We start from the raw sequence: 19846 nt of genomic DNA on the forward strand, positions 1-19846 counted from the left end.
AGGAGGACGTAAAATGTCAAAAGTAATTTTAGTAGGGGAACCTATGGCATTATTTATTGCAGAAACAGAAGGCACTTTAGATACAGTAACAAGTTTTACAAGATCAGCAGCAGGAGCTGAAATGAATGTAGCCATAGGTCTAAAAAGACTTGAACATGAAGTATGTTACATTACTAAATTAGGGAGGGACCCATTCGGCAAATACTTAATTGATTTCTTAAAAGGTGAAGGCATTGATACAAGTTTTATCTGTTTTGACGATCATTACCCAACAGCATTCCAACTTAAAGGGAAAACTTCAGTTGGAGATCCAGATGTAGCTTACTATCGTAATGGTTCTGCGGCTTCTAATTTAAAAGTGGATGATGTAGATGAAATTGATATGTGTGGTTTCAATCACTTCCATTTAACAGGTATTTTCCCAGCTATTTCAGATATTTCAAGAGCCACACTACTTTACCTTATAGAGAAAGCAAAAAATAATGGTTTAACAACTTCATTTGATCCAAACTTAAGACCAAGCTTATGGAAAGATTCAACTGACATGGTAGCTACTATTAATAAAATTGCATTTAGATGTGATACAGTACTTCCTGGTATTTCAGAAGGGAAAATCTTAACTGGCTTTGATCATGAAAAAGATATTGCAGATTTCTATTTAAGCCATGGTGTAAAAAATGTAGTTATTAAGATGGGACCAAAAGGTGCATACGTAAAGACTCAAACAGAGGAAGCATACATAGATGGTTACCACGTTGAAAAAGTAATCGATACAGTAGGCGCAGGAGATGGTTTTGCTGTTGGTTTCATCAGTGGGCTTTTAGAAAATAAAGATGTACGCGAATGTGCAGACAGAGCTAATGCTATTGGTGCACTTCAAGTTATGCATAAGGGAGACAATGAAGGTCTACCAACAAGAGAACAGCTATTTGGGTTTATGGAGAAAAAATCTTTATAATACTTTTACTTTTCGACAGGGTAAATCATAAAGAGTCTCTTAAACATATAGGAGTAGTAACATTTAAATTAGTAATCTATGTGAAGTCTCTTTATTTTAGAAGATCTTATTCTAAAATAAAGAGACTTTTGCCGTGCAAAAATAGCTTAGTTGACAAAAGGGGATAATTCTAACTAAACTTATATTAGTAGAAAGAAGAGTTATTTAAATTACAAATCAAGATAAAGCAGTACAACTAAAAGACAAGAGAGGAAAAGTCATGAATAACATATTAATTTTACTAGGATATCTCCTATTAGTGAATATTTTAGGCTATGTAACGATGTGGTCAGATAAACAAAAAGCAAAAAAAGGAGAATATCGCATTTCAGAAAAAGCTTTATTTACAGTAGCTATTCTAGGAGGAAGTATCGGCAGTATAGCTGGCATGAAGAAATTCAGACATAAAACAAAGCATTGGTATTTTAAATACGGCATGCCAGCCATTCTTCTTTTACAACTTATAGCAGCATTTTATTTGGGGACGGTTCTTAATGGGTAGCAAGTAGGGACGGTTCTTAAAATAAAGGCGTTTAAAAAGCGAATGATTAGTTTTATTAAAATTATATGTATACAAAATCATAAGTAGCAAATAATACCTACAAGAGGTGATTTTGATGCAAGATAAAAAAGATACATTCGAAAAATACAAACAAGATGTACAAAACATGGCTCATCATGTAATGGATGATGCTGAGGATCTAGGTCACAAAGCGTTAGGTAGCATTGAAGACTTAGGACACAAAGCCATTGCAGGAAGTGAATATCTTAGCCAAAAAGCAACTGCAGGCGTAAAAGCTATGAAAAAAGGTGCTGAAAAAGCTATTGATAAAACAATGCAAGGCATAGGAAATCTTGAGAATAAAATGAAACACAAATAGTGTATTATTGGAGTATGCTTAATTGGCGAAGTCAAGATGATATGAGAATAAACTAAATAAGGTAGTCTATAAAACACTAAAATAAATAAAAATTAGCAAACAAATAATAGGCATAGCCATTAATGTATAAACATTTAAAGGCTATGCCTATTATTTTTACGAAACGTCTAAAATAAGCCTATAGGTTATTTGCAGTCTAAGGAGCGATACTTAGAAGGGGACATTCCAGTAATTTGTTTGAAAGCCTTGCAGAAGTTACTTTGGTCACAAAAACCTAATAAAGTAGCAATTTCTAAAATACTATAGTCTGTACCTGTTAGTAAAACCTGTGCGCGTTCTATTTTAATCTTTTTATTATAATTCATGATAGACATGCCCAAAGCCTCTTTAAAACACTGGCACATATAGCCTATAGAAAGATTAACGGCAGCAGCCATATCGGATAAGATAATTTTGTCTTCAATATGTAGATAGAGATAACTAATCATTTTATTAACCATGGTATGTCCAGCAGCTTCTAAAGAGTGAGTGAGAATATCAAAGTAGGAATGAATCATTTTACACTCGATATCTTGAAGCTCAGCTAGAGAGGAAAGTAGTTGAATAGACTTATAGTACTTATTATAAACAGGATGAAGATATTGTTTGGATACACCATTTTTAATGATTTCCTGAGTGTACAAGACATTCCATATGAGTAGGTCGTTACGTTTAGTCGAAGCAGATAAGTTGTCTTGGATTTCCCAGCTATGCTTTTGTTTGACTAGCTTTAACAATTTCTCTTTATCTCTTGTCTCCATAATAAGAGAAACCTCTAGATTAAAAAAATAGTCGTCAGAAACAAATATTTCTCGCATAATTCTCGTCCTTTACTTGGTATGTTCTTTTTCATAAAGTTAATTTTATTAAACCAATCGCTATTTCAATATAAGTTATTTTTAGTATACATCTTTTAAGTTAAATGAAAAAGAAACAAATTATATAAATTATAAACAAAAATACAAAGGTTACTTTGTTATAATCAAATCAAATTCAAACCAATCGGGGGAAAAGAAATGAATAAATATGCTATTTACCATACAACAGATATACCTTATGCCTATGGCAAAAATAAAGATACTTTAGCACTTCGTTTAAGAGCAGCTAGAGGCGACTTAAAAGCGTGTAATGTATACTTTAGAGACCGTTACGATGATAATGGTGAATTTAAAAAGAAACCTCTAGAACTTTATACAAGTACAGAACTCTTTGATTTTTGGAATGTAGACATCTCTTGCTTTAGAAATAGATATAAATATTTCTTTGAGCTTATAGATACACAAGAGAAAATAGTCTTCTTAGATGAGCGTGGTCAAGAAGAGGTCAGCTCTTTTGAATACTTAACACCATTTCAGTATGCCTATATTTGTGAAGGGGACTTATATAAGGAGGAAGAATGGTTGCAACAAGCTGTTGTGTATCAAATCTTTGTAGATCGCTTTGATAACGGAGATGAAACAATTAATCCGGAAAATACCTTACCTTGGGGCAGCAAGGTTGGACTTAGAACTATGTTTGGTGGAGATTTAAGAGGCATTATCAATCATTTGGATTATCTAGAGGATTTAGGGGTTAATCTCTTATATTTAACGCCTATCTTTGAATCTAATTCAAATCATAAGTACAATACTAAAGATTATTATAAGATTGATCCTCAGTTTGGGGATGTAGAAATTGCTAAAGAGCTTGTGAGAAAGTGCCATGAGCGTGGTATGAAAATTGTTTTTGATGCAGTGTTTAATCATTCTGGAGATGACTTCTTTGCATTTAAAGACGTTATAGAAAAGGGAGAGGATTCACCTTACAAAGACTGGTACCATATAGATAACTTACCTATTGATCAAGAAAAAGTTAATTATTACACCTTTGGAGCTTGCCATAAAAAAATGCCTAAGTTTCAAATACATAATCCTGAAGTAGAAGCTTACCTATTGAAAGTAGCTAAATACTGGATAGAAGAAGTGGATATAGATGGTTGGAGATTAGATGTTTGTGATGAAGTAGATCATGAGTTTTGGAAAGCATTTAGAAAGGTAGTTAAATCCGTTAAAAAGGATGCCATTGTCATAGGCGAAATTATGCATGAAGCAGCTTCTTTTCTAAAGGGAGATCAGCTAGACGGTATCATGAATTATCCTTTCAAATGGGCAGTAACAGATTTCTTTGCTAGAAGAAGTATTAGTGTAGAACGCTTTGATCATGTTCTGGCAGAAAATAGAGCGATTTATATGGAGAGTATTACAAGGCAACTCTGGAACCTTTGTGATAGTCACGATACAAAACGATTTTTAACAGAAGCAAGTGATAATAAAAAACGTATGCTTCTTATGCTTGCCTTTCAATTTACTTACATTGGCGTACCCTATATTTACTACGGAGATGAAATTGGTTTAAATGGCGGAGATGATCCAGAATGTAGAAAGTGTATGGAGTGGGATCCTAAGAAGCAAGATCAAGAGCTTCTAAGCTTTTACAAACAAATGATTAGACTTAGAAAAACACATGCAGCACTTCAGACAGGAGATTATAAAACTATCCTTTGTGAAAATAACTGTCTAGGTTTTACAAGAAATACAGGCTCAGAGAGCATTCTAGTTCTTTTAAATAATAGTGATGACCATGAGCAAGTAAGATTGCCAAAATCATTAAAAGGAATAGACCTTTTCACAGATAAGGAAGTTAAACTAGCTTCAACCATTACTTTAACTCCAATGACAGCCCAGATAATCAAACTTATATGATTTTACTATGGGGACGGTTCTTAAGAATAAAAAGGGACAAACAAATGGGGACGGTTCTTCAAATAACTAAATATGACGAGATAATTAAATATGGGGACAGGTCTTAAAAATTGCTTTTAAGACCTGTCCCCATAGTATTAGATGAGTGATATCGTTTCATCTAAACCAAGCATAATATTCATGTTTTGAACAGCAGCGCCAGAAGCACCTTTACCGAGGTTGTCTAAACGCGTAAGGAGCAAGATTTGCTCATCATTACCGAAAACAAAGATTTCCGCATTATTTGTGCCGTTACATGCAACTGGATTATAGAAATTTTCATCTAAACATTGTGAAGGGTTAAAAGGCATTACCTTTACAAAATTTTGGCCTTCATAGTGCTTAGCCAAGTAAGTATGTACATCAAGTGGAGTCACTTTTTTACCTAGTAGTCTTGTATGAATTTGAGTAGCTACAGCTAACCCTTGATAGTAATCAGCAATAATAGGTGAGAAAATAGGTGGATAGGTTAATCCTACTTTTTGCTGCATTTCTGGTACATGTTTATGATGAAGTCCTAAAGCATAATGTCTAGGTGTACCATAGGTAGGGTAAAGCTCATCTCTGTGAGGGTCAGTATATTCTAATATAGCTGACTTGCCAGCACCACTATAGCCAGATATACCATGAGAAGAGATGGGATAATCTGCAGGAATGATGCCAGATTGCACTAGTGGATATAGAGGTAAGATAAAAGCACTCGCATAGCAGCCAGCCACAGTAGTACGTGTAGAATGACTAATTGCTTCTCTTGCCTGGGCGCTTAATTCAGGAATACCGTAGGTCCATTCTGGATGAGTACGGTGAGCTGTACTAGCATCAATGACTTTAGTGCGTGTGTTAGCAGGGTCAATCATTGAGACTGCTTCTATAGAAGCAGCATCAGGAAGGCATAGAAAAACGATATCAGCAGCGTTAATCATTTCTTTACGAGCAGCTGGGTCTTTTCTTTTATCTTCATCAATCTTAAGAATATTAATATAGGGGTGAAGTTTTAAACGTTCATTTATCTTAAGGCCAGTTGTACCAGCTTGCCCATCCACATAAACATTAAACTTTTGAGTATCCATAGCATCCTCCTTATGAATAAAAATTTAAAATATATAATATTTATTCATTATATATTAAAAAATAAACTATTTCAATGAAAAATATTCGAAAAAGTAAAACTACTATTTCTAAACTCTTTTTAAGGTACAAACCATAAATAAGCTTCATAATATAATATAGATAGGGAAGGAGGTACATTTAAATGTCAGATTCTACAATGAAACTCGCTAATTATCAGTTGATAGAAGTTCAAAAAGAAGTATATAAATTACCTAAAGGAGTAGATTTGATAGGGGCCTCAAAGCTATGGGAACAGGGAGAAAAAGGACGAGGAGTTACTATTGCTGTTATAGACACGGGGTGTGATACAGAACATATAGAGTTAAAGGATAGGATTATTGGTGGAAGAAATTTTACAGAGGAGGATGAAGGAAATGCAAATATATATAAGGATTATAATGGTCATGGTACCCACGTATGTGGCACAATTGCTGCTAGTATGAATGGGACAGGTGTGGTCGGAGTGGCGCCAGAAGCTAGTTTAATTATTTTAAAAGCCAGTAATAAAAAAGGGATAGCTCGATACAGCTCAATTATTAATGCAATTTATTATTCTATAAAGATTAAGGTGGATATTATTTCTTTATCGCTAGGAGGAGAAGCAGATAATGAAATGCTTCATGAAGCTATTAGAGAAGCAATTAGACATAATATTTTAGTTGTATGTGCGGCAGCAAACGAAAATGCGGATGGTCTACCTATGATATCTTATCCTGCAGATTATGATGAGTGTATTTCTGTGGGTTCTGTAGATTATGGAAACCTTAATAAACAAATGAAGAGAGAGCGCCATTTGGATCTGGTGGCACCAGGAGTAGGCATTTTGTCTACTTATCTAGATGGAACTTATGCCAAGATGTCTGGTACTTCCATGGCTGTACCTCATGTAACAGGGGCGCTAGCGCTTTTAATGAACTATTGTAAGAAAGAATTTGGTAGGAAACTAACTGAAAGTGAAATGTATGCCCAACTTATTAAAAGAACAATTAATTTTGGTTATACACCGGCGGAAGTAGGTAATGGTTGCATTTTCCTAACAGCAATAGACTTAGTACGTGATTGTTATAATCAGACACTGAATGATATAGAAAAGTGTAAAAAAGATTCCTCCAAATCAGATAAGAGCACATAAGATTTTTATGTAAAAATGATAATATAAAATAAAGACAAAATATTTTATAATGAAACGATAAATACTATATGAGTAGAGGTGGATAAATGAAACACTTTGAGAAAAATATTACTATAAAAACTGAAGGGGCTTCAGAAAATACGGCAAGACTATTAGCATATATTCCAGATACGCATGAAGCACAAGGAATATATCGTATTCGCCCAGCGGTCTTGATACTGCCTGGAGGTGGCTATGAATATACCTCTGAAAGGGAGGGCGAACCTATAGCACTTAAATTTTTAACAGAAGGCGTATGTGCTTTTGTTTTACACTATAGCCCAGCACCAGCACGTTTTCCACAAGCTTTATGTGAAGCTTTAACGGCTATTGGTTATATTAGAGAGCATGCAGAAGAATGGAAAATCGATAAAGATCAAATTGCTGTATGTGGTTTTTCAGCTGGAGGACATCTATGTGCAAGCGTAGGTACATTTTGGAATAAGTCTTTTCTAGAATCCTATATTGGAACTGATCGTGAAAAAGTAAAGCCTAATAAACTTATCTTATCTTATCCAGTAATTACAAGTGGAGAATTTACTCACCAAGGTTCTATGGACAACTTATTAGGGAATAATAAAGAAGCAGAGCTGCTAGAGCTTGCATCATTAGAAAATCAAGTTACAAAAGATGTGCCTCCAAGTTTTATATGGCATACTTATGAAGATGAGACAGTACCTGTTCAAAACGCTTTACTCTTTGCTAGTGCATTAGTTAAGGAACAGGTTCCAGTGGAATTACATGTGTATAGAAGAGGTGGCCACGGCCTATCTTTAGGCAACCACTTAGTACAAGGAGAAATGCAATACGGAGAAACTCATATATCTAGTGATTGGATTGATAAGGCCATAAGATTTATTTTTGATTAAAGAGTGGGAGAAAGGCTTGATGAGAAGAGTATTAAATTTTATTTTTAGTCGAATGGTTATTGTAGGGCTGTTAATTCTTTTTCAGCTTGCTTTAATCATAGGGGTTATTTGGAAATTAAGTAACTATTTTATTTACTTCTATGCTATTTCGATATTGATTAGTACAGTTGCAGTAGTTCATTTAGTAAGTAAACAGGATAATCCATCTTATAAATTAGCTTGGGCCATTCCTATTATGTTATTTCCTATGTTTGGTGGGTTCTTTTATATTTTAGCTGGCAATAATAGATTGGGTAAAAAGCTAACGAAACGTTTAGAAGTGATTTACTATCGTACTGCGCCTCAGCTTAAGCAAGATCCTAAGATTATTGAGGAATTAGAGAGAAAAGATAAGCAAATTGCTAATCAAACAAAGTATATTAAAGACTATGCACTTTTCCCGGTGCATCAAAATACAACTACTAAATACTTAAGTCCCGGAGAACGTTTTTTTGATAGCCTTATAGAGGAACTAGAGAAGGCAGAACATTTTATTTTTATGGAGTACTTTATCATTCATGAAGGGAAGATGTGGGATACCGTTCTAGAAATCCTAGAAAGAAAGGCAAAAGCAGGTGTTGATGTTAGAATACTTTATGATGACATAGGTTCCTTACAAACCTTACCTTATAAGTATGAGGAAAAAATAAGGAAGAAAGGCATTCAGTGTGTTGTCTTTAATCCTCTTGCGCCTGTACTTAATGTTATTCTTAATAATCGAGACCATAGAAAAATAACGGTTATTGATGGATACATTGGATATATGGGAGGTATTAATCTAGCAGATGAATATATCAATGCCATTGATAGATTTGGTCACTGGAAAGATGCAGCCATTATGCTCAAGGGAGATGCAGTATGGAATCTTACAATGATGTTTTTGCAGACATGGAATTTCAGTACCAATAAATATGATGATTATGAAATGTTCAAGCCTCATACCTACCACCCAGAGCCATTTGAATCTGATGGTTATGTGCAACCCTATGGTGATAGTCCATTAGACCGTGAAACAGTAGGTGAAAATGTGTACCTGAATTTACTACATAAGTCAAAGGATTACGTGTATATCAGTACACCGTATTTAATTGTAGATAATGAAATGGTCACAGCCTTAAGTTTGGCTGCTAAAAGTGGAGTGGATATAAGAATTGTAACACCGCATAAAGAAGATAAGTGGTATGTGCACATTGTAACAAGAGCTTATTATAAACAGCTTATTGAAGCTGGTATTAAAATCTACGAATATACGCCTGGTTTTATTCATTCTAAAACAGTGGTTTCAGATGATGAAGTGGCTATAGTGGGTAGTATTAATTTTGATTATAGAAGCTTATATTTACACTTTGAGTGTGCTACTATGGTTTATCAAAATAAAACTGTTTTTGAAGTTAAAGATGATTATTTAAAGATGTTAGAGATTTGTACACCTATTACACTGGAGGATTGTAAGAACGTTAGCATATGGACTAGATTAATGCGTTCCATTTTACGTTTATTTGCACCACTAATGTAATAAAAAACAGGTAATAAGAGAGGTTGCTTAAAAGTAAAAGCAATCTCTTTTTATTTAATAAGTGAAATCATATTCGTGTGAATCGTTAGAGTTCTAATCTAAAAAGTGCCTTGTAGCTTTTTAAAAAAGTTTTTAACAAGCTTTTTAAAAAGCTATATATGAAAAAACATGAATAAAAACTGAAATTTTAGAGTAGTAGTTTACCTTTATGATGAAGTGTGATAAAATTCTCGTATATTTAGTGAAAGGATGTGGTCAGTATGATAAAAATAACAAGTCTAAACGAATTTTATATTTCATCTGTGACTACATCAAATAGGTATACTTGTATCTTGTAATGGGGTAGAGATATGCTGTATAAGTACCTCAAAAGGTCCTGAGTAGTCACATCTACTTGAGGGCTATTTTTTATGCCCGAAATAAAATGGAGGGAAAATGACTTATACACAATTATTAAATGAAACGATTACCTTATATTGTGAAGAAAAATATCTGGAAGCTTATAGCTTCCTTACGGAAAACTATAAAGAAGTGCAAGGTAATATGGCTCAAATTTATAATTTTAGATATGCCATAGCTAGTAAAGCAGGTTTATATGAAGAAGCAATCAAACTTATGAAAGAAGCTATATTAGAGAAAGGTCATTGGTATAGTTATAGCTACTTGCAAGGGGACGAAGACCTAGATGCCCTAAGAAGTCATGAACTATTCCATCAGCTTTGTGACATATGCAAGAAGAGAGAAGAATTAGCAGTAAAGCAAAGCTTACCTCAGCTGAAGCTGGTTGAACCAAGCCATCAGCAAAAGGCGTATCCCCTTGTAATAGGGTTGCATGGTAATGAAGAAAACATGGCTATAGCGGAGTACTATTGGAAGAATTTCAAAGAGAAAGGCTATCTTTTAGCCTTGCCACAGTCTTCAGAAATCAAATTTGATGGAGGCTATTATTGGAATGATATAGAGAAAGGTTATAAAGAACTGGGGAGCCATTATACTACCATAGTAGAAAATTTTAAAGTGCAACAAGAGAATGTCATTTTAGGAGGCTTCTCTTCAGGAGCAAGAGTAAGCTTGTATTTTGCTTTACATAGCAAAGTAAAAATTAAAGGACTGATACTAATAGCACCATGGCTGCCTGAAATAGAACAATGGTTACCTCTCTTAGGCAGATTAAAAGAAACAAAAGTCTATATTGTTTGCGGAGAAGACGACGTAGATTGCTTAAGTGAGACTGAGGCACTTGTTAAAGCACTGGAGCAAACTCAAATAGATTATATATATGAAAAGGTAGCACATTTGGGACATGATTTTCCTATAGATTTTAATACATATATAGAAAAAATATTAACTTTTACTAGGGAGTCTACTTGCAGCCCACATATATAGAAGTGTAAAAATAAATCAAACAACTTCCACGGCATAATCACCGCAGCTTCAACTTGAGGAACTGACCGGGTCGACCAAGTCTCAATCTGTCGTTACAGGTACCTCTGGCTCTAAGGAAAATGTTCACTAGTGCGCTGGCAGGGAGGCGCCATTTATAAGTTGTCAAAACGTTTTTACATTTATCATTACCAAATAAAGTTTTAAGCCAGAGTCTTAAGGTCTGAGCTTCCTAGCATAGGGTGCACCGGCTAAGACTTTAAGGAGCTCCTCACTCATTGGCTTGGCTTTCATAGTTGCTCTTAGTAGGCGCTATTCTAAATCATAGAAGTGCTGAGGAGCCATTTTATGCCTCGAATAAGGTTTACTTAAGTAGCCATGAAAGTTCATTTCAGGAGTCTGGAGCGAAAAAGGGGATGTAAAAAAACTCCCCTAACGAAAAAATCGCTGAGGTCGTAAGACTTCAGCGATTTTTTTGGTATAATTTATTTATGCTACTAAACAAAAATACCAATGATAATTTTACACCAAGACAGCTAAAATTACCATTGGATATCGAAAAAATAATTGATATTTCAGATCCAGTATATACTTTATGCGAAGTAATGGATCACATTGACCTAACACGATATTTTGTAGAGAAGGACTGCAAAATAGGTCGTCCAAGATGTGATTCAGATAAAATGCTTAAGATTATACTTTTCACTTTTATGGAGCATGGCATTAGTTCTTTAAGAAATATTGAAAAACTCTGCCGTACAGACATCAGATATATGTATCTTCTTGACGGAATGAAAGCTCCATCTTTTGCTACTTTCGGCAACTTTATTCGTAATGAATTAACGACTTCAATTGAACAAATCTTCATTGATATCAATTCTTATATTTTTGATCAAGAGCATGTGGATTTACATCACACTTACATCGATGGAACAAAGATCGAAGCTAATGCTAATCGCTATACCTGGGTATGGAAGAAATCTTGCATCAAAAATAGAAACAAAGTGTTCGAAAAGATCTCATTACTCATCGATACAATGAATTCAGAGATTCTTAGTTTTCTTAATGTGAAGTTAGAAAAAAGAGATGAATATGCGATTGATTACGTTGAGGCATTGCTTGAAAGTTATCAGAAGGCAATAAATCTAGAGGTTTCAAAATTTGTTTCCGGAGCTGGGCATAAGAAAAGTATCCATCAAAAACAGTATCAGGAAATGCAGGGGTATCTAGAACGCCTCAAGAAATATGCAAAGCACATCGAAGTATGTGGAGAGCGAAGAAATAGTTATTCAAAAACTGATTACGATGCAACTTTTATGAGAATCAAACGTGATTATATGGGAAATGACCAACTCCTTCCTGCTTACAATATGCAGGCTGCCATATGTGATGAATATATAGCTGTAATAGACGCAAAACCTTATGCTTCAGACATGGAATGTTTTCAACCCTTAATGGAAAAGTTTAATGCTACTTATGGTCATTATCCAACGTATCCTGTTGCTGACGCAGGATATGGTTCTTATAACAATTATCTTTATTGTGAGGAACATGGCATGGAAAAATATATGAAATTTACTATGTTTGAGAGGGAAACTAAGAATCAAAAATATCATTATGATCCATATCGTGCAGTAAATTTCAAAAGAGATGAACACGGAAACCTGATCTGTCCTAATAATAAAAAGTTTATATATAAATGTGATAGGCATATATATAAAAATCAATATGGTAGAACAGAAGAAATATATGAATGTGAAGACTGTGCAGGATGTCTATATCGTAGTGAATGTTGCAAAAGAGCACATGGAAATAGAACAATACGCCTTAATCGAGAATTAACAGAAATACATAAGGAAGTAATAAATAATCTAGAATCAATTCATGGTGCCTTATTGTGTATGAACAGAAGTATTCAATCAGAGGGGACATTTGGGATAATTAAGTGGGATAGATCTTATAAAAGATTATTTCGGCGAGGTGAAAAAGCTGTCATTTTAGAATTCACGTTAATTTCTTGTGGATACAACCTCTATAAGTATCATAACAAGAAACATCGGACATCCATAGCTGCATAAAAAACGGATATAATATCATCATTTAAAGCCTATAAAACCATAGGCTTAATAAGTGACTTCTAATTTTGTGATAATGACAATAAATCTATAAAAAAACAAGGAGCAGGTCGCTACAGGCGACCTGCTCCTTGTTTCGAGGCTGTTTTTTTACAGCCCCTTTTTTGTTGCTCAAATATTAAATCCAATCCATCCTCATCATAGAGCAGCTAGCTGCTGCATTAAGTGCATAATGAGCATAGATAATATTTAGTGAGTTTACCTATACAGTATACTGACCAATTTGCGTCTCCAAATACTGCGAGCTTTGAGTTAAGCTTTCAGAGGTTGAAAGAAGTTCTTGCAGGGTAGCAAATTCAATATTACCATAGTCTTCACTAGAATGAGTGAGGTTAATGATTTTTTCAGCAATATGAAAGATAGTTTGCATGTCTACATGGATAACGTCTTTGGTGAGGCTAACGGAAGTTAAGATATCATTAACAGCTTTAATGGATTGCTCAACTAAGGTGGTAGCCCCTTCAATGGAATCAAATTGTTTTTGAACTTCACCTAAAACATTTTCGGTAGTTTGCTCAGCAAGGATAACTTGCTTCATATTATTAGAAACATAAGAAACGGATGCAATATTATCCTCTACGATGGTTTGAATATTTTGTGTGAAGCTAAGGGCAGTATCAGCTAATTGTTGCATCTCTTGTGCAATAACGGAGAACCCATTGCCTTGTTGACCAGCTCTAGTAGTTTCTATAGAGGCATTAAAGGCTAGAAGGTTGATTTTTCTGGAGATAGCTTGAAGGGTGATAAGTATAGAAGCAATCTGAGAAGATTTTTCTCCTAAATCTTTAACCTTAATACGAAGCTCATAAAGCTTGTCACGTTGTGTATTAATGGCAAGTGTAAGGTCCTTAGAAGTTTGAAGACCTTGTTGCACATAGGAAATGACGTAAGTAGAGTGCTCATTAAGTTGTTCTTTGATCGTATCCCCATTTTCGCATTGGCAATGAAGTGTAGAGATGGAAGCAATAGCATCTGTAACTTGGGTAATCTGTTCTTTAGCACCCGCCTTAATTTCGTTTATAGCATTTAAAGTAGCGGTGGCATAATGATTACATTGTGTACTTACTTGATCGACAGCAGAAGCATCCTTTAGCAGCGAACCGGAAGTTTTCTTTAAATCATGGATAGAGGTACTTAGATGATGAGTAAGTTCGTTAGTAGCAAGGGCAATTTCTAATAAATCCTTTGTTTTGATTTTACTAGTATCAATATGAATGTTAAGGTCGTTGGCTTTTAATTTAATTAGTGTGTGTACAATATATTGAAGTGGTTTTAGGAATCTTGTAGTATAAATGAGTCCTATAATGAGTGAAATCATGAAGATAATCGTAATAGATAAAACAAGAGGCTGAAGCATATCTACAACTAGACTATTTATTTTATCTTCAGCAATATAGGTGATAAAATTCAATTGATTAATGGTTTGACCACGATAAAAATAATAAGGAATATCTTTAAAGCTTGCTGAAAACTCCTCATCATGAGTATTGACGATGTGATATCCCCCGGGAAGTAAAACAAGCTTTGTATTGATAGCTTCACCAGCTGTAGAGGCAAGAATATTACCATTAGAAAGATAAATCATGGATTCTAAGGGAAAATGACCTTTATACTTTTCCAAAGCAGAATTAAGATACTCAGAAAAAGTACCCATACTGATATCAAGATTAATTGCTCCTAGAAATTCATTAGAATTGTTTAAAATAGGAGAGGTTATAGTAATGACAAGTTCTTTAGATAAACTATCAAAATAAGGGGCTGATACAGCAGTCTTCTTATTTTTTTTGGCTAATTTATAAAAATAGGTACCATCTAAATCCTTACTGGTAAGCTTACCTTGTGTATTATCAGGGTAAGAAAAAGATTCTTCTTGATCCTCCGCTTTAAGAGAAATACCAGAAATAAAAGGACTCTCATCTACAATATATTTAAGCTTATTAGTAGTGAACTCTTTAGCATTGTTAGAATCTTCATAGTTAAGTAGTGAGGTATCATTACTTAATACAGTAAGGACAGAGGATTCATGTTCTAAAAGTGTTGCTAAAGTAGAAGAGGTTATATCGTTAATTTGTATGGCGGTATTAGTTATGTCACGTTTTAAGTTTGAAGAGGTATTTTGAATAATGGTAGAAATCAATAGAAAAATAGGGAAAATGGAAATCATAAAGATGAGTATGATAATACGACTCATTAAATTGAAACGCACTTTTTTTGAAGAATGACATTTCCATAAAGGTACATGTTTGATGAACTTTTTCATAAAATCTCCTTGAATATTTTTAATTGGGTAAGTAAGAGTATTGTAAAGAAATAGCATCAAACTAGTATTAAATTAAGGTTAAATCTATCTAAAATTAGTAAAATTAGGGACAAAATTAGGGACGGTTCTTAAAATAAAAAGAATAAAGAGGAATAAAGAGGGACAATAAAGAGGGACAGGTCTTGTGAATAAGAGGATAAATGTGATTGAAATTGGGGACAGTTCCTAAAATTAGTCGGCTATCTGTGGATAAAATAAAAAGAGGAGATAGTAATCTCCTCTTTTTATGGTTAAACTATTTGTTTAATGGTTTCTTTAAGAATCCAAGAATGACAGCACCTACTACTGAGCCAACTACTAATGATACAAAGTACCAAAGTGGCTGACCGATTACTGGAAGTACGAAGATACCACCATGAGGTGCATTAAGTGTACATCCAAAGAATGATGAAAGTGCACCGGCAATACCTGAACCAATAACACAAGCAGGAATAACCTTTAATGGATCAGAAGCCGCAAAAGGAATTGCACCTTCAGTGATGAAGGAAAGTCCCATAATGTAGTTAACAATACCTGATTGACGTTCTCTTTCTGTAAATCTATTCTTGAAGAAAGTAGTACAAAGTGCAATAGCTAATGGAGGTACCATACCACCGATCATTACAGCAGCCATAAGAGAAAGATTACCAGCCTCTAAAGCAGCAATACCTACCACATAAGCAGCTTTATTAAATGGACCACCCATATCAATAGCCATCATAGCAGCAAGAATAGTACCAACTAATACAGCACTTGTTGTACCCATATTTAAAAGAGTATCTGTAAGCCAAGTGTTAACAAAAGCAACTGGTGGGTTAATGATGAATGTAATAGCAACACCAATTAGACCAACACCAAGGACAGGGTATAGTAAAGTTGGTTTAAGTCCTTCTAGTGATTGTGGTAAAACAGATAGTACTTTTTTGAGGCCAACCATTAAATAACCACCAGCAAAACCAGCAATAAGTGCACCTAAAAAGCCTGAGCCTCCTGAGTTAGCTAACATACCACCGACAAAACCGACTACAAGGGCAGGACGCTCACCAATACTCATAGCAATATACCCTGCAAGGACAGGTAGCATGAATCCAAAGGCAGCGTCACCAATAGATTTAAACCACACAGCCGCAGCGGCATTAGAACCAAGGGCATCTGTATAACCAAGTAAAGAATCAATTAAGAAAGCAAGTGCAATGAGGATACCGCCCCCAATAACGAATGGCAGCATATGAGAAACACCATTCATTAAGTGTTTGTAAAGTTGACGGCCAAGACCTTCGCTTGTTTGTGTTTCACTATCACCAGCAACTCCAGCAACTCCAGCATTTTTAGCATGATAAATAGGTGCATCACCTTGAGAAGCTTTGGTGATAAGTTCTTCAGCTTTATGGATACCATTAGCTACTTTAGTGATGATTACCTTTTTACCATCAAAACGGTTCATCTCTACGTTTTTATCTGCAGCTACGATAATACATGTTGCATTTTTGATGTCTTCATCAGTAAGTGCATTTTTAATACCGCCAGATCCATTTGTTTCTACTTTACATGAAATACCCATTTCATCTGCTTTGTTTTGAAGTGCTTCAGCAGCCATATAAGTATGCGCGATACCAGTAGGACAAGCTGTAACGGCAAGGATAGTATAACCCTTAGTTTCTTTGGCATCATTACTAGAAGTAGAGGTCTTGGCTGTATCTACTACATCACCAAATTTTTCAGTTTCTTTTACGTTAATAAGTTTTAAAAATTCTTGTGGACTATTAGCATGAATAAGTTTTTCTCTAAACTTAGCATCCATAAGAATTGTAGATAATCTAGAAAGTACATCTAGATGTGTATTATTAGCTCCATCTGGAGCAGCAATCATAAAGAATAAGTGTGAAGGAGCTCCGTCTAAAGCTTCATAATCAACACCATCTTTACTTACAGCAGCTACAAGTGTAGCTTTTTTAACAGCACTTGTTTTGGCATGAGGAATAGCAATGCCCTCTCCTATACCAGTTGTGCTTAAATCTTCACGTGCTAAAATAGCTGATTTGTAAACTTCTTTATCACTGATATTACCAGTAGAATACATTAAGTCTACTAAATGATTAATTGCTTCTGATTTAGAATTTACTTTAAAATTCAAGTCGATACTTTCGGTCGTAAGTAAATCTGTAATTCTCATTATAGCCTCCGAGTTTTATTATTATAGCTTAGAAAGTAAGTCATCAATTTTATCGCTAGTAGCAAGCCATGTAGAAAAGGCAGTTGCACTACCAGTTGCTGTAGCGAATTTAAGAGCTTGTTTTAAATCTTTAGTTTTAAGGTAGCCAGCAATAAATCCTGCTACCATAGAATCTCCAGAACCTACGGTATTAATTACGGTACCTTCAGGAACAGAGATTTTAACTACTTCACCTTCATTGGTGATTAAGATAGAACCGTCCCCACCCATAGAGATAAGTACATTTTGAGCACCCATTTCTTGTAGTTTTCGAGCATAGGTAACAATATCATCATCTGAACTTAATGTGACATTGAACATCTCAGCTAGCTCAATATGATTTGGTTTAATAAGGAATGGTTTGTATTGAAGTACATTAAGAAGCAAATCTTTAGTAGCATCTACTACCACATTAATATTTTTATTAGCTAGCATTTTCATGATGTCTTTGTAAATACTATCAGGGACACTTTTTGGAATGCTTCCAGCTAAGACTAAGAAGTCGCCTTCTTCGATTTGTTCTAATTTGACATAAAGGTCCTTTAAATCACTAGGTGTAATTTGAGGTCCCATACCATTAATTTCAGTTTCTTTATCTGCTTCAAGTTTTACATTAATTCTAGAAATACCACGATCGAGCAAGATGAAATCAGTGTCTCCACCTAATTGCTTCATGACATTCTCAATTTCTTTCCCTGTAAAGCCAGCAATAAAACCTAGTGCTTTATTAGGAATACGTAAATTATTAAGTACAATTGAGACATTAATACCCTTACCACCAGGATAAATCTCTTCTTTATTACTTCTATTAACACAGTGAGCATTCATTTGGTCTAAATGCATGACGTAATCTAAAGATGGGTTTAAGGTTACGGTATATATCATTTAACTATCCTCCTTGTATAAAAAACTAAAAATGTAAATAACTTCAAAATAGGGCCGTAGCTACAATTATAATAATTGTGTTTGTATAAGTAAAGAAAAAAATAAGGCTAATTATTAAATTTATTTTAACATTTATCTTATATAACTCTATAGTTCCCATTAGAAAAAAATTATATGAAAACAAATAGAGGCATTAATAGAAGAATATAGAAAATTAATAAGCAGAAAGATTTTATGAAAAGTAAAGTTTTACAAGGTTGGAAACGATGCAACATAAAAACAATGTACAAAATGAACAATAAATTGGAATGATATTTTCTGTAAAAATATAATAAATTAATGAAAAGTAGTTGATTTTTAGATTAAAGTAGTTTATTATGATATTGAAAACGGTACCGATAAGGGTACCGGACAGCAAAGTATACTAAACTTCAGACAATAATTAAATTGAAAGAAAGATAAGTTAATAAAAGATTGGGAGAAATGCCTATGAACATTAAAGACATAGCGCAAATTGCCAATGTTGGTGTGAGCACTGTATCTAGAGTGTTAAACGGGCATCCAGATGTAAAGGATGAAACAAGGGCGAAAGTGCTAGAGGTTATTAAAAAGAACAACTATATTCCCAATAATAGTGCTAGAGTATTAAAACAAACCAACACAAGAAATATTGGCATTTTAGTAAAAGGTGTTTTTAACCCTTTCTTCTCTGAAATCTTAAAAACAGTAAGTACAGGAGTAGAAAATGCGGGATACACAATGATTTTACAACATCACAATAATGAAAATGATATTGATACATTACTAGGCTTTATTAAAGAAAAGAAACTTCAAGGTGTTATTTGCCTAGGTGGAAACTTCTTAGATTTAACAGATGAAGTATTAGCAGAAATAAGTGCAGCCATTGTACTGGTGTCAGTAGATTCAGTTACTAGAAAAAACTTGAAAAGATGTTCCTCCATTAGTATCGATAATCAACAAGCATCCTATATGGCAGTTAACTATTTAATTAATAATGGACATCATGAAATAGGACTTATGTTAGGTGAGGTAGTTGACTTTGGAATTGGCAAAGAACGTTATGAAGGATATAAAAAGGCCTTAGCAGATCATCAGATTCCTTTTAACGAGAAATATGTTCTTTATGGAGGTTTTGAGTGTAAAGGGGCATATGACAAAACAATAGAATTTCTAAAAAAGGAAAAACAAATCACAGCCATTTTTGCTATATCAGATATTATGGCTGTTGGAGTAGCTAAAGCAACAGCTAATCTTGGATATACAATAGGAAAAGATATTTCCATTATGGGATTTGATGGAATGGATTTTGCTACATATTATGAACCATCAATTGCAACAATAAAGCAGCCTAAACAAGATATGGGATTACGCAGTGTAGATTTACTTCTCAAGCTGCTGTCTGGTAAGGCTGAGAATGCACACATTTTCTTAGATGTTAAGTTGGTTGAGGGAGGATCTTGTCAATCAATTTAATATATATAATTTTATTATTTCTCAAATGAGAGAGGG

The 19846-nt window shown here is 34.2% G+C and carries 15 protein-coding genes; 10 read left to right on the top strand and 5 right to left on the bottom strand.

All coding sequences use genetic code 11. The annotated features are described in order from the left end of the window. The first annotated feature begins 13 nt into the window (after nucleotides 1-13). The 3 genes from QTL86_RS20790 to QTL86_RS20800 all read left to right on the top strand — a co-directional run bounded on the left by QTL86_RS20790 (nucleotide 14) and on the right by QTL86_RS20800 (nucleotide 1878). On the top strand, nucleotides 14-958 hold the full coding sequence (locus QTL86_RS20790) for a sugar kinase (RefSeq protein WP_127064698.1): 945 nt from the start codon (nucleotides 14-16) through the stop codon (nucleotides 956-958). A 259-nt stretch (nucleotides 959-1217) separates the two neighbouring features. Beyond that, nucleotides 1218-1499 carry a DUF1294 domain-containing protein gene (locus QTL86_RS20795; protein ID WP_127064697.1) on the top strand — a complete coding sequence of 94 codons (282 nt, stop codon included), beginning with the start codon at nucleotides 1218-1220 and terminating at the stop codon, nucleotides 1497-1499. A 115-nt stretch (nucleotides 1500-1614) separates the two neighbouring features. Next, nucleotides 1615-1878 (top strand): hypothetical protein, encoded by a 264-nt coding sequence (locus QTL86_RS20800; protein ID WP_127064696.1) that lies wholly within the window; start codon nucleotides 1615-1617, stop codon nucleotides 1876-1878. A gap of 185 nt (nucleotides 1879-2063) precedes the next feature. On the opposite strand, the gene QTL86_RS20805 is transcribed toward QTL86_RS20800, so the two are convergent. Next, on the bottom strand, nucleotides 2064-2735 hold the full coding sequence (locus tag QTL86_RS20805; protein ID WP_127064695.1) for an AraC family transcriptional regulator: 672 nt from the start codon (nucleotides 2733-2735) through the stop codon (nucleotides 2064-2066). A 198-nt stretch (nucleotides 2736-2933) separates the two neighbouring features. Here QTL86_RS20805 and QTL86_RS20810 point away from each other — a divergent pair, with 198 nt between their 5' ends. Continuing rightward, nucleotides 2934-4658 (top strand): glycoside hydrolase family 13 protein, encoded by a 1725-nt coding sequence (locus QTL86_RS20810; protein ID WP_127064694.1) that lies wholly within the window; start codon nucleotides 2934-2936, stop codon nucleotides 4656-4658. A gap of 137 nt (nucleotides 4659-4795) precedes the next feature. Here QTL86_RS20810 and argC read toward each other — a convergent pair whose 3' ends face one another. Next, on the bottom strand, nucleotides 4796-5767 hold the full coding sequence (argC, locus tag QTL86_RS20815; protein WP_013658804.1) for an N-acetyl-gamma-glutamyl-phosphate reductase: 972 nt from the start codon (nucleotides 5765-5767) through the stop codon (nucleotides 4796-4798). 182 nt (nucleotides 5768-5949) lie between these two features. On the opposite strand from argC, the gene QTL86_RS20820 reads away from it, so the two are divergent. From QTL86_RS20820 to QTL86_RS20840, 5 genes are all read left to right on the top strand, one after another. Next, nucleotides 5950-6939 carry a S8 family peptidase gene (locus tag QTL86_RS20820; RefSeq protein ID WP_013658803.1) on the top strand — a complete coding sequence of 330 codons (990 nt, stop codon included), beginning with the start codon at nucleotides 5950-5952 and terminating at the stop codon, nucleotides 6937-6939. Between the two features lie 86 nt (nucleotides 6940-7025). After that, on the top strand, nucleotides 7026-7847 hold the full coding sequence (locus QTL86_RS20825) for an alpha/beta hydrolase (RefSeq protein ID WP_013658802.1): 822 nt from the start codon (nucleotides 7026-7028) through the stop codon (nucleotides 7845-7847). 19 nt (nucleotides 7848-7866) lie between these two features. Further along, a complete protein-coding gene (cls, locus tag QTL86_RS20830) occupies nucleotides 7867-9402 on the top strand; it encodes a cardiolipin synthase (RefSeq protein ID WP_127064693.1) in 1536 nt (511 codons plus the stop codon). A gap of 435 nt (nucleotides 9403-9837) precedes the next feature. Then, the gene (locus tag QTL86_RS20835; protein ID WP_013658800.1) at nucleotides 9838-10788 is read left to right on the top strand and encodes an alpha/beta hydrolase; all 951 of its coding nucleotides are present in this window, start codon (nucleotides 9838-9840) and stop codon (nucleotides 10786-10788) included. 488 nt (nucleotides 10789-11276) lie between these two features. Beyond that, nucleotides 11277-12863, top strand: coding sequence for a transposase (locus QTL86_RS20840; protein ID WP_410495382.1), 1587 nt, complete (start codon nucleotides 11277-11279; stop codon nucleotides 12861-12863). Between the two features lie 259 nt (nucleotides 12864-13122). Here the strand turns inward: QTL86_RS20840 and QTL86_RS20845 are convergent, their stop codons facing one another. The 3 genes from QTL86_RS20845 to pfkB form a co-directional block, all read right to left on the bottom strand. After that, nucleotides 13123-15180 (bottom strand): methyl-accepting chemotaxis protein, encoded by a 2058-nt coding sequence (locus QTL86_RS20845; RefSeq protein ID WP_410495952.1) that lies wholly within the window; start codon nucleotides 15178-15180, stop codon nucleotides 13123-13125. Between the two features lie 295 nt (nucleotides 15181-15475). Next, entirely contained in the window at nucleotides 15476-17392 is a 1917-nt protein-coding gene (locus QTL86_RS20850; RefSeq protein WP_410495953.1) for a fructose-specific PTS transporter subunit EIIC, read from the bottom strand. Nucleotides 17393-17413: 21 nt separating this feature from the next. Further along, a complete protein-coding gene (gene pfkB, locus QTL86_RS20855; RefSeq protein ID WP_410495954.1) occupies nucleotides 17414-18316 on the bottom strand; it encodes a 1-phosphofructokinase in 903 nt (300 codons plus the stop codon). A 489-nt stretch (nucleotides 18317-18805) separates the two neighbouring features. Between pfkB and QTL86_RS20860 the strand changes: the two genes are divergently transcribed. Further along, complete coding sequence (locus tag QTL86_RS20860; RefSeq protein WP_127064688.1) at nucleotides 18806-19810, top strand: LacI family DNA-binding transcriptional regulator; 1005 nt, start codon at nucleotides 18806-18808, stop codon at nucleotides 19808-19810. Nucleotides 19811-19846 lie beyond the last annotated feature (36 nt).

The organism is Cellulosilyticum sp. ST5 (genome assembly GCF_046529625.1).
In the GTDB taxonomy this organism is placed as follows: domain Bacteria; phylum Bacillota; class Clostridia; order Lachnospirales; family Cellulosilyticaceae; genus Cellulosilyticum; species Cellulosilyticum lentocellum.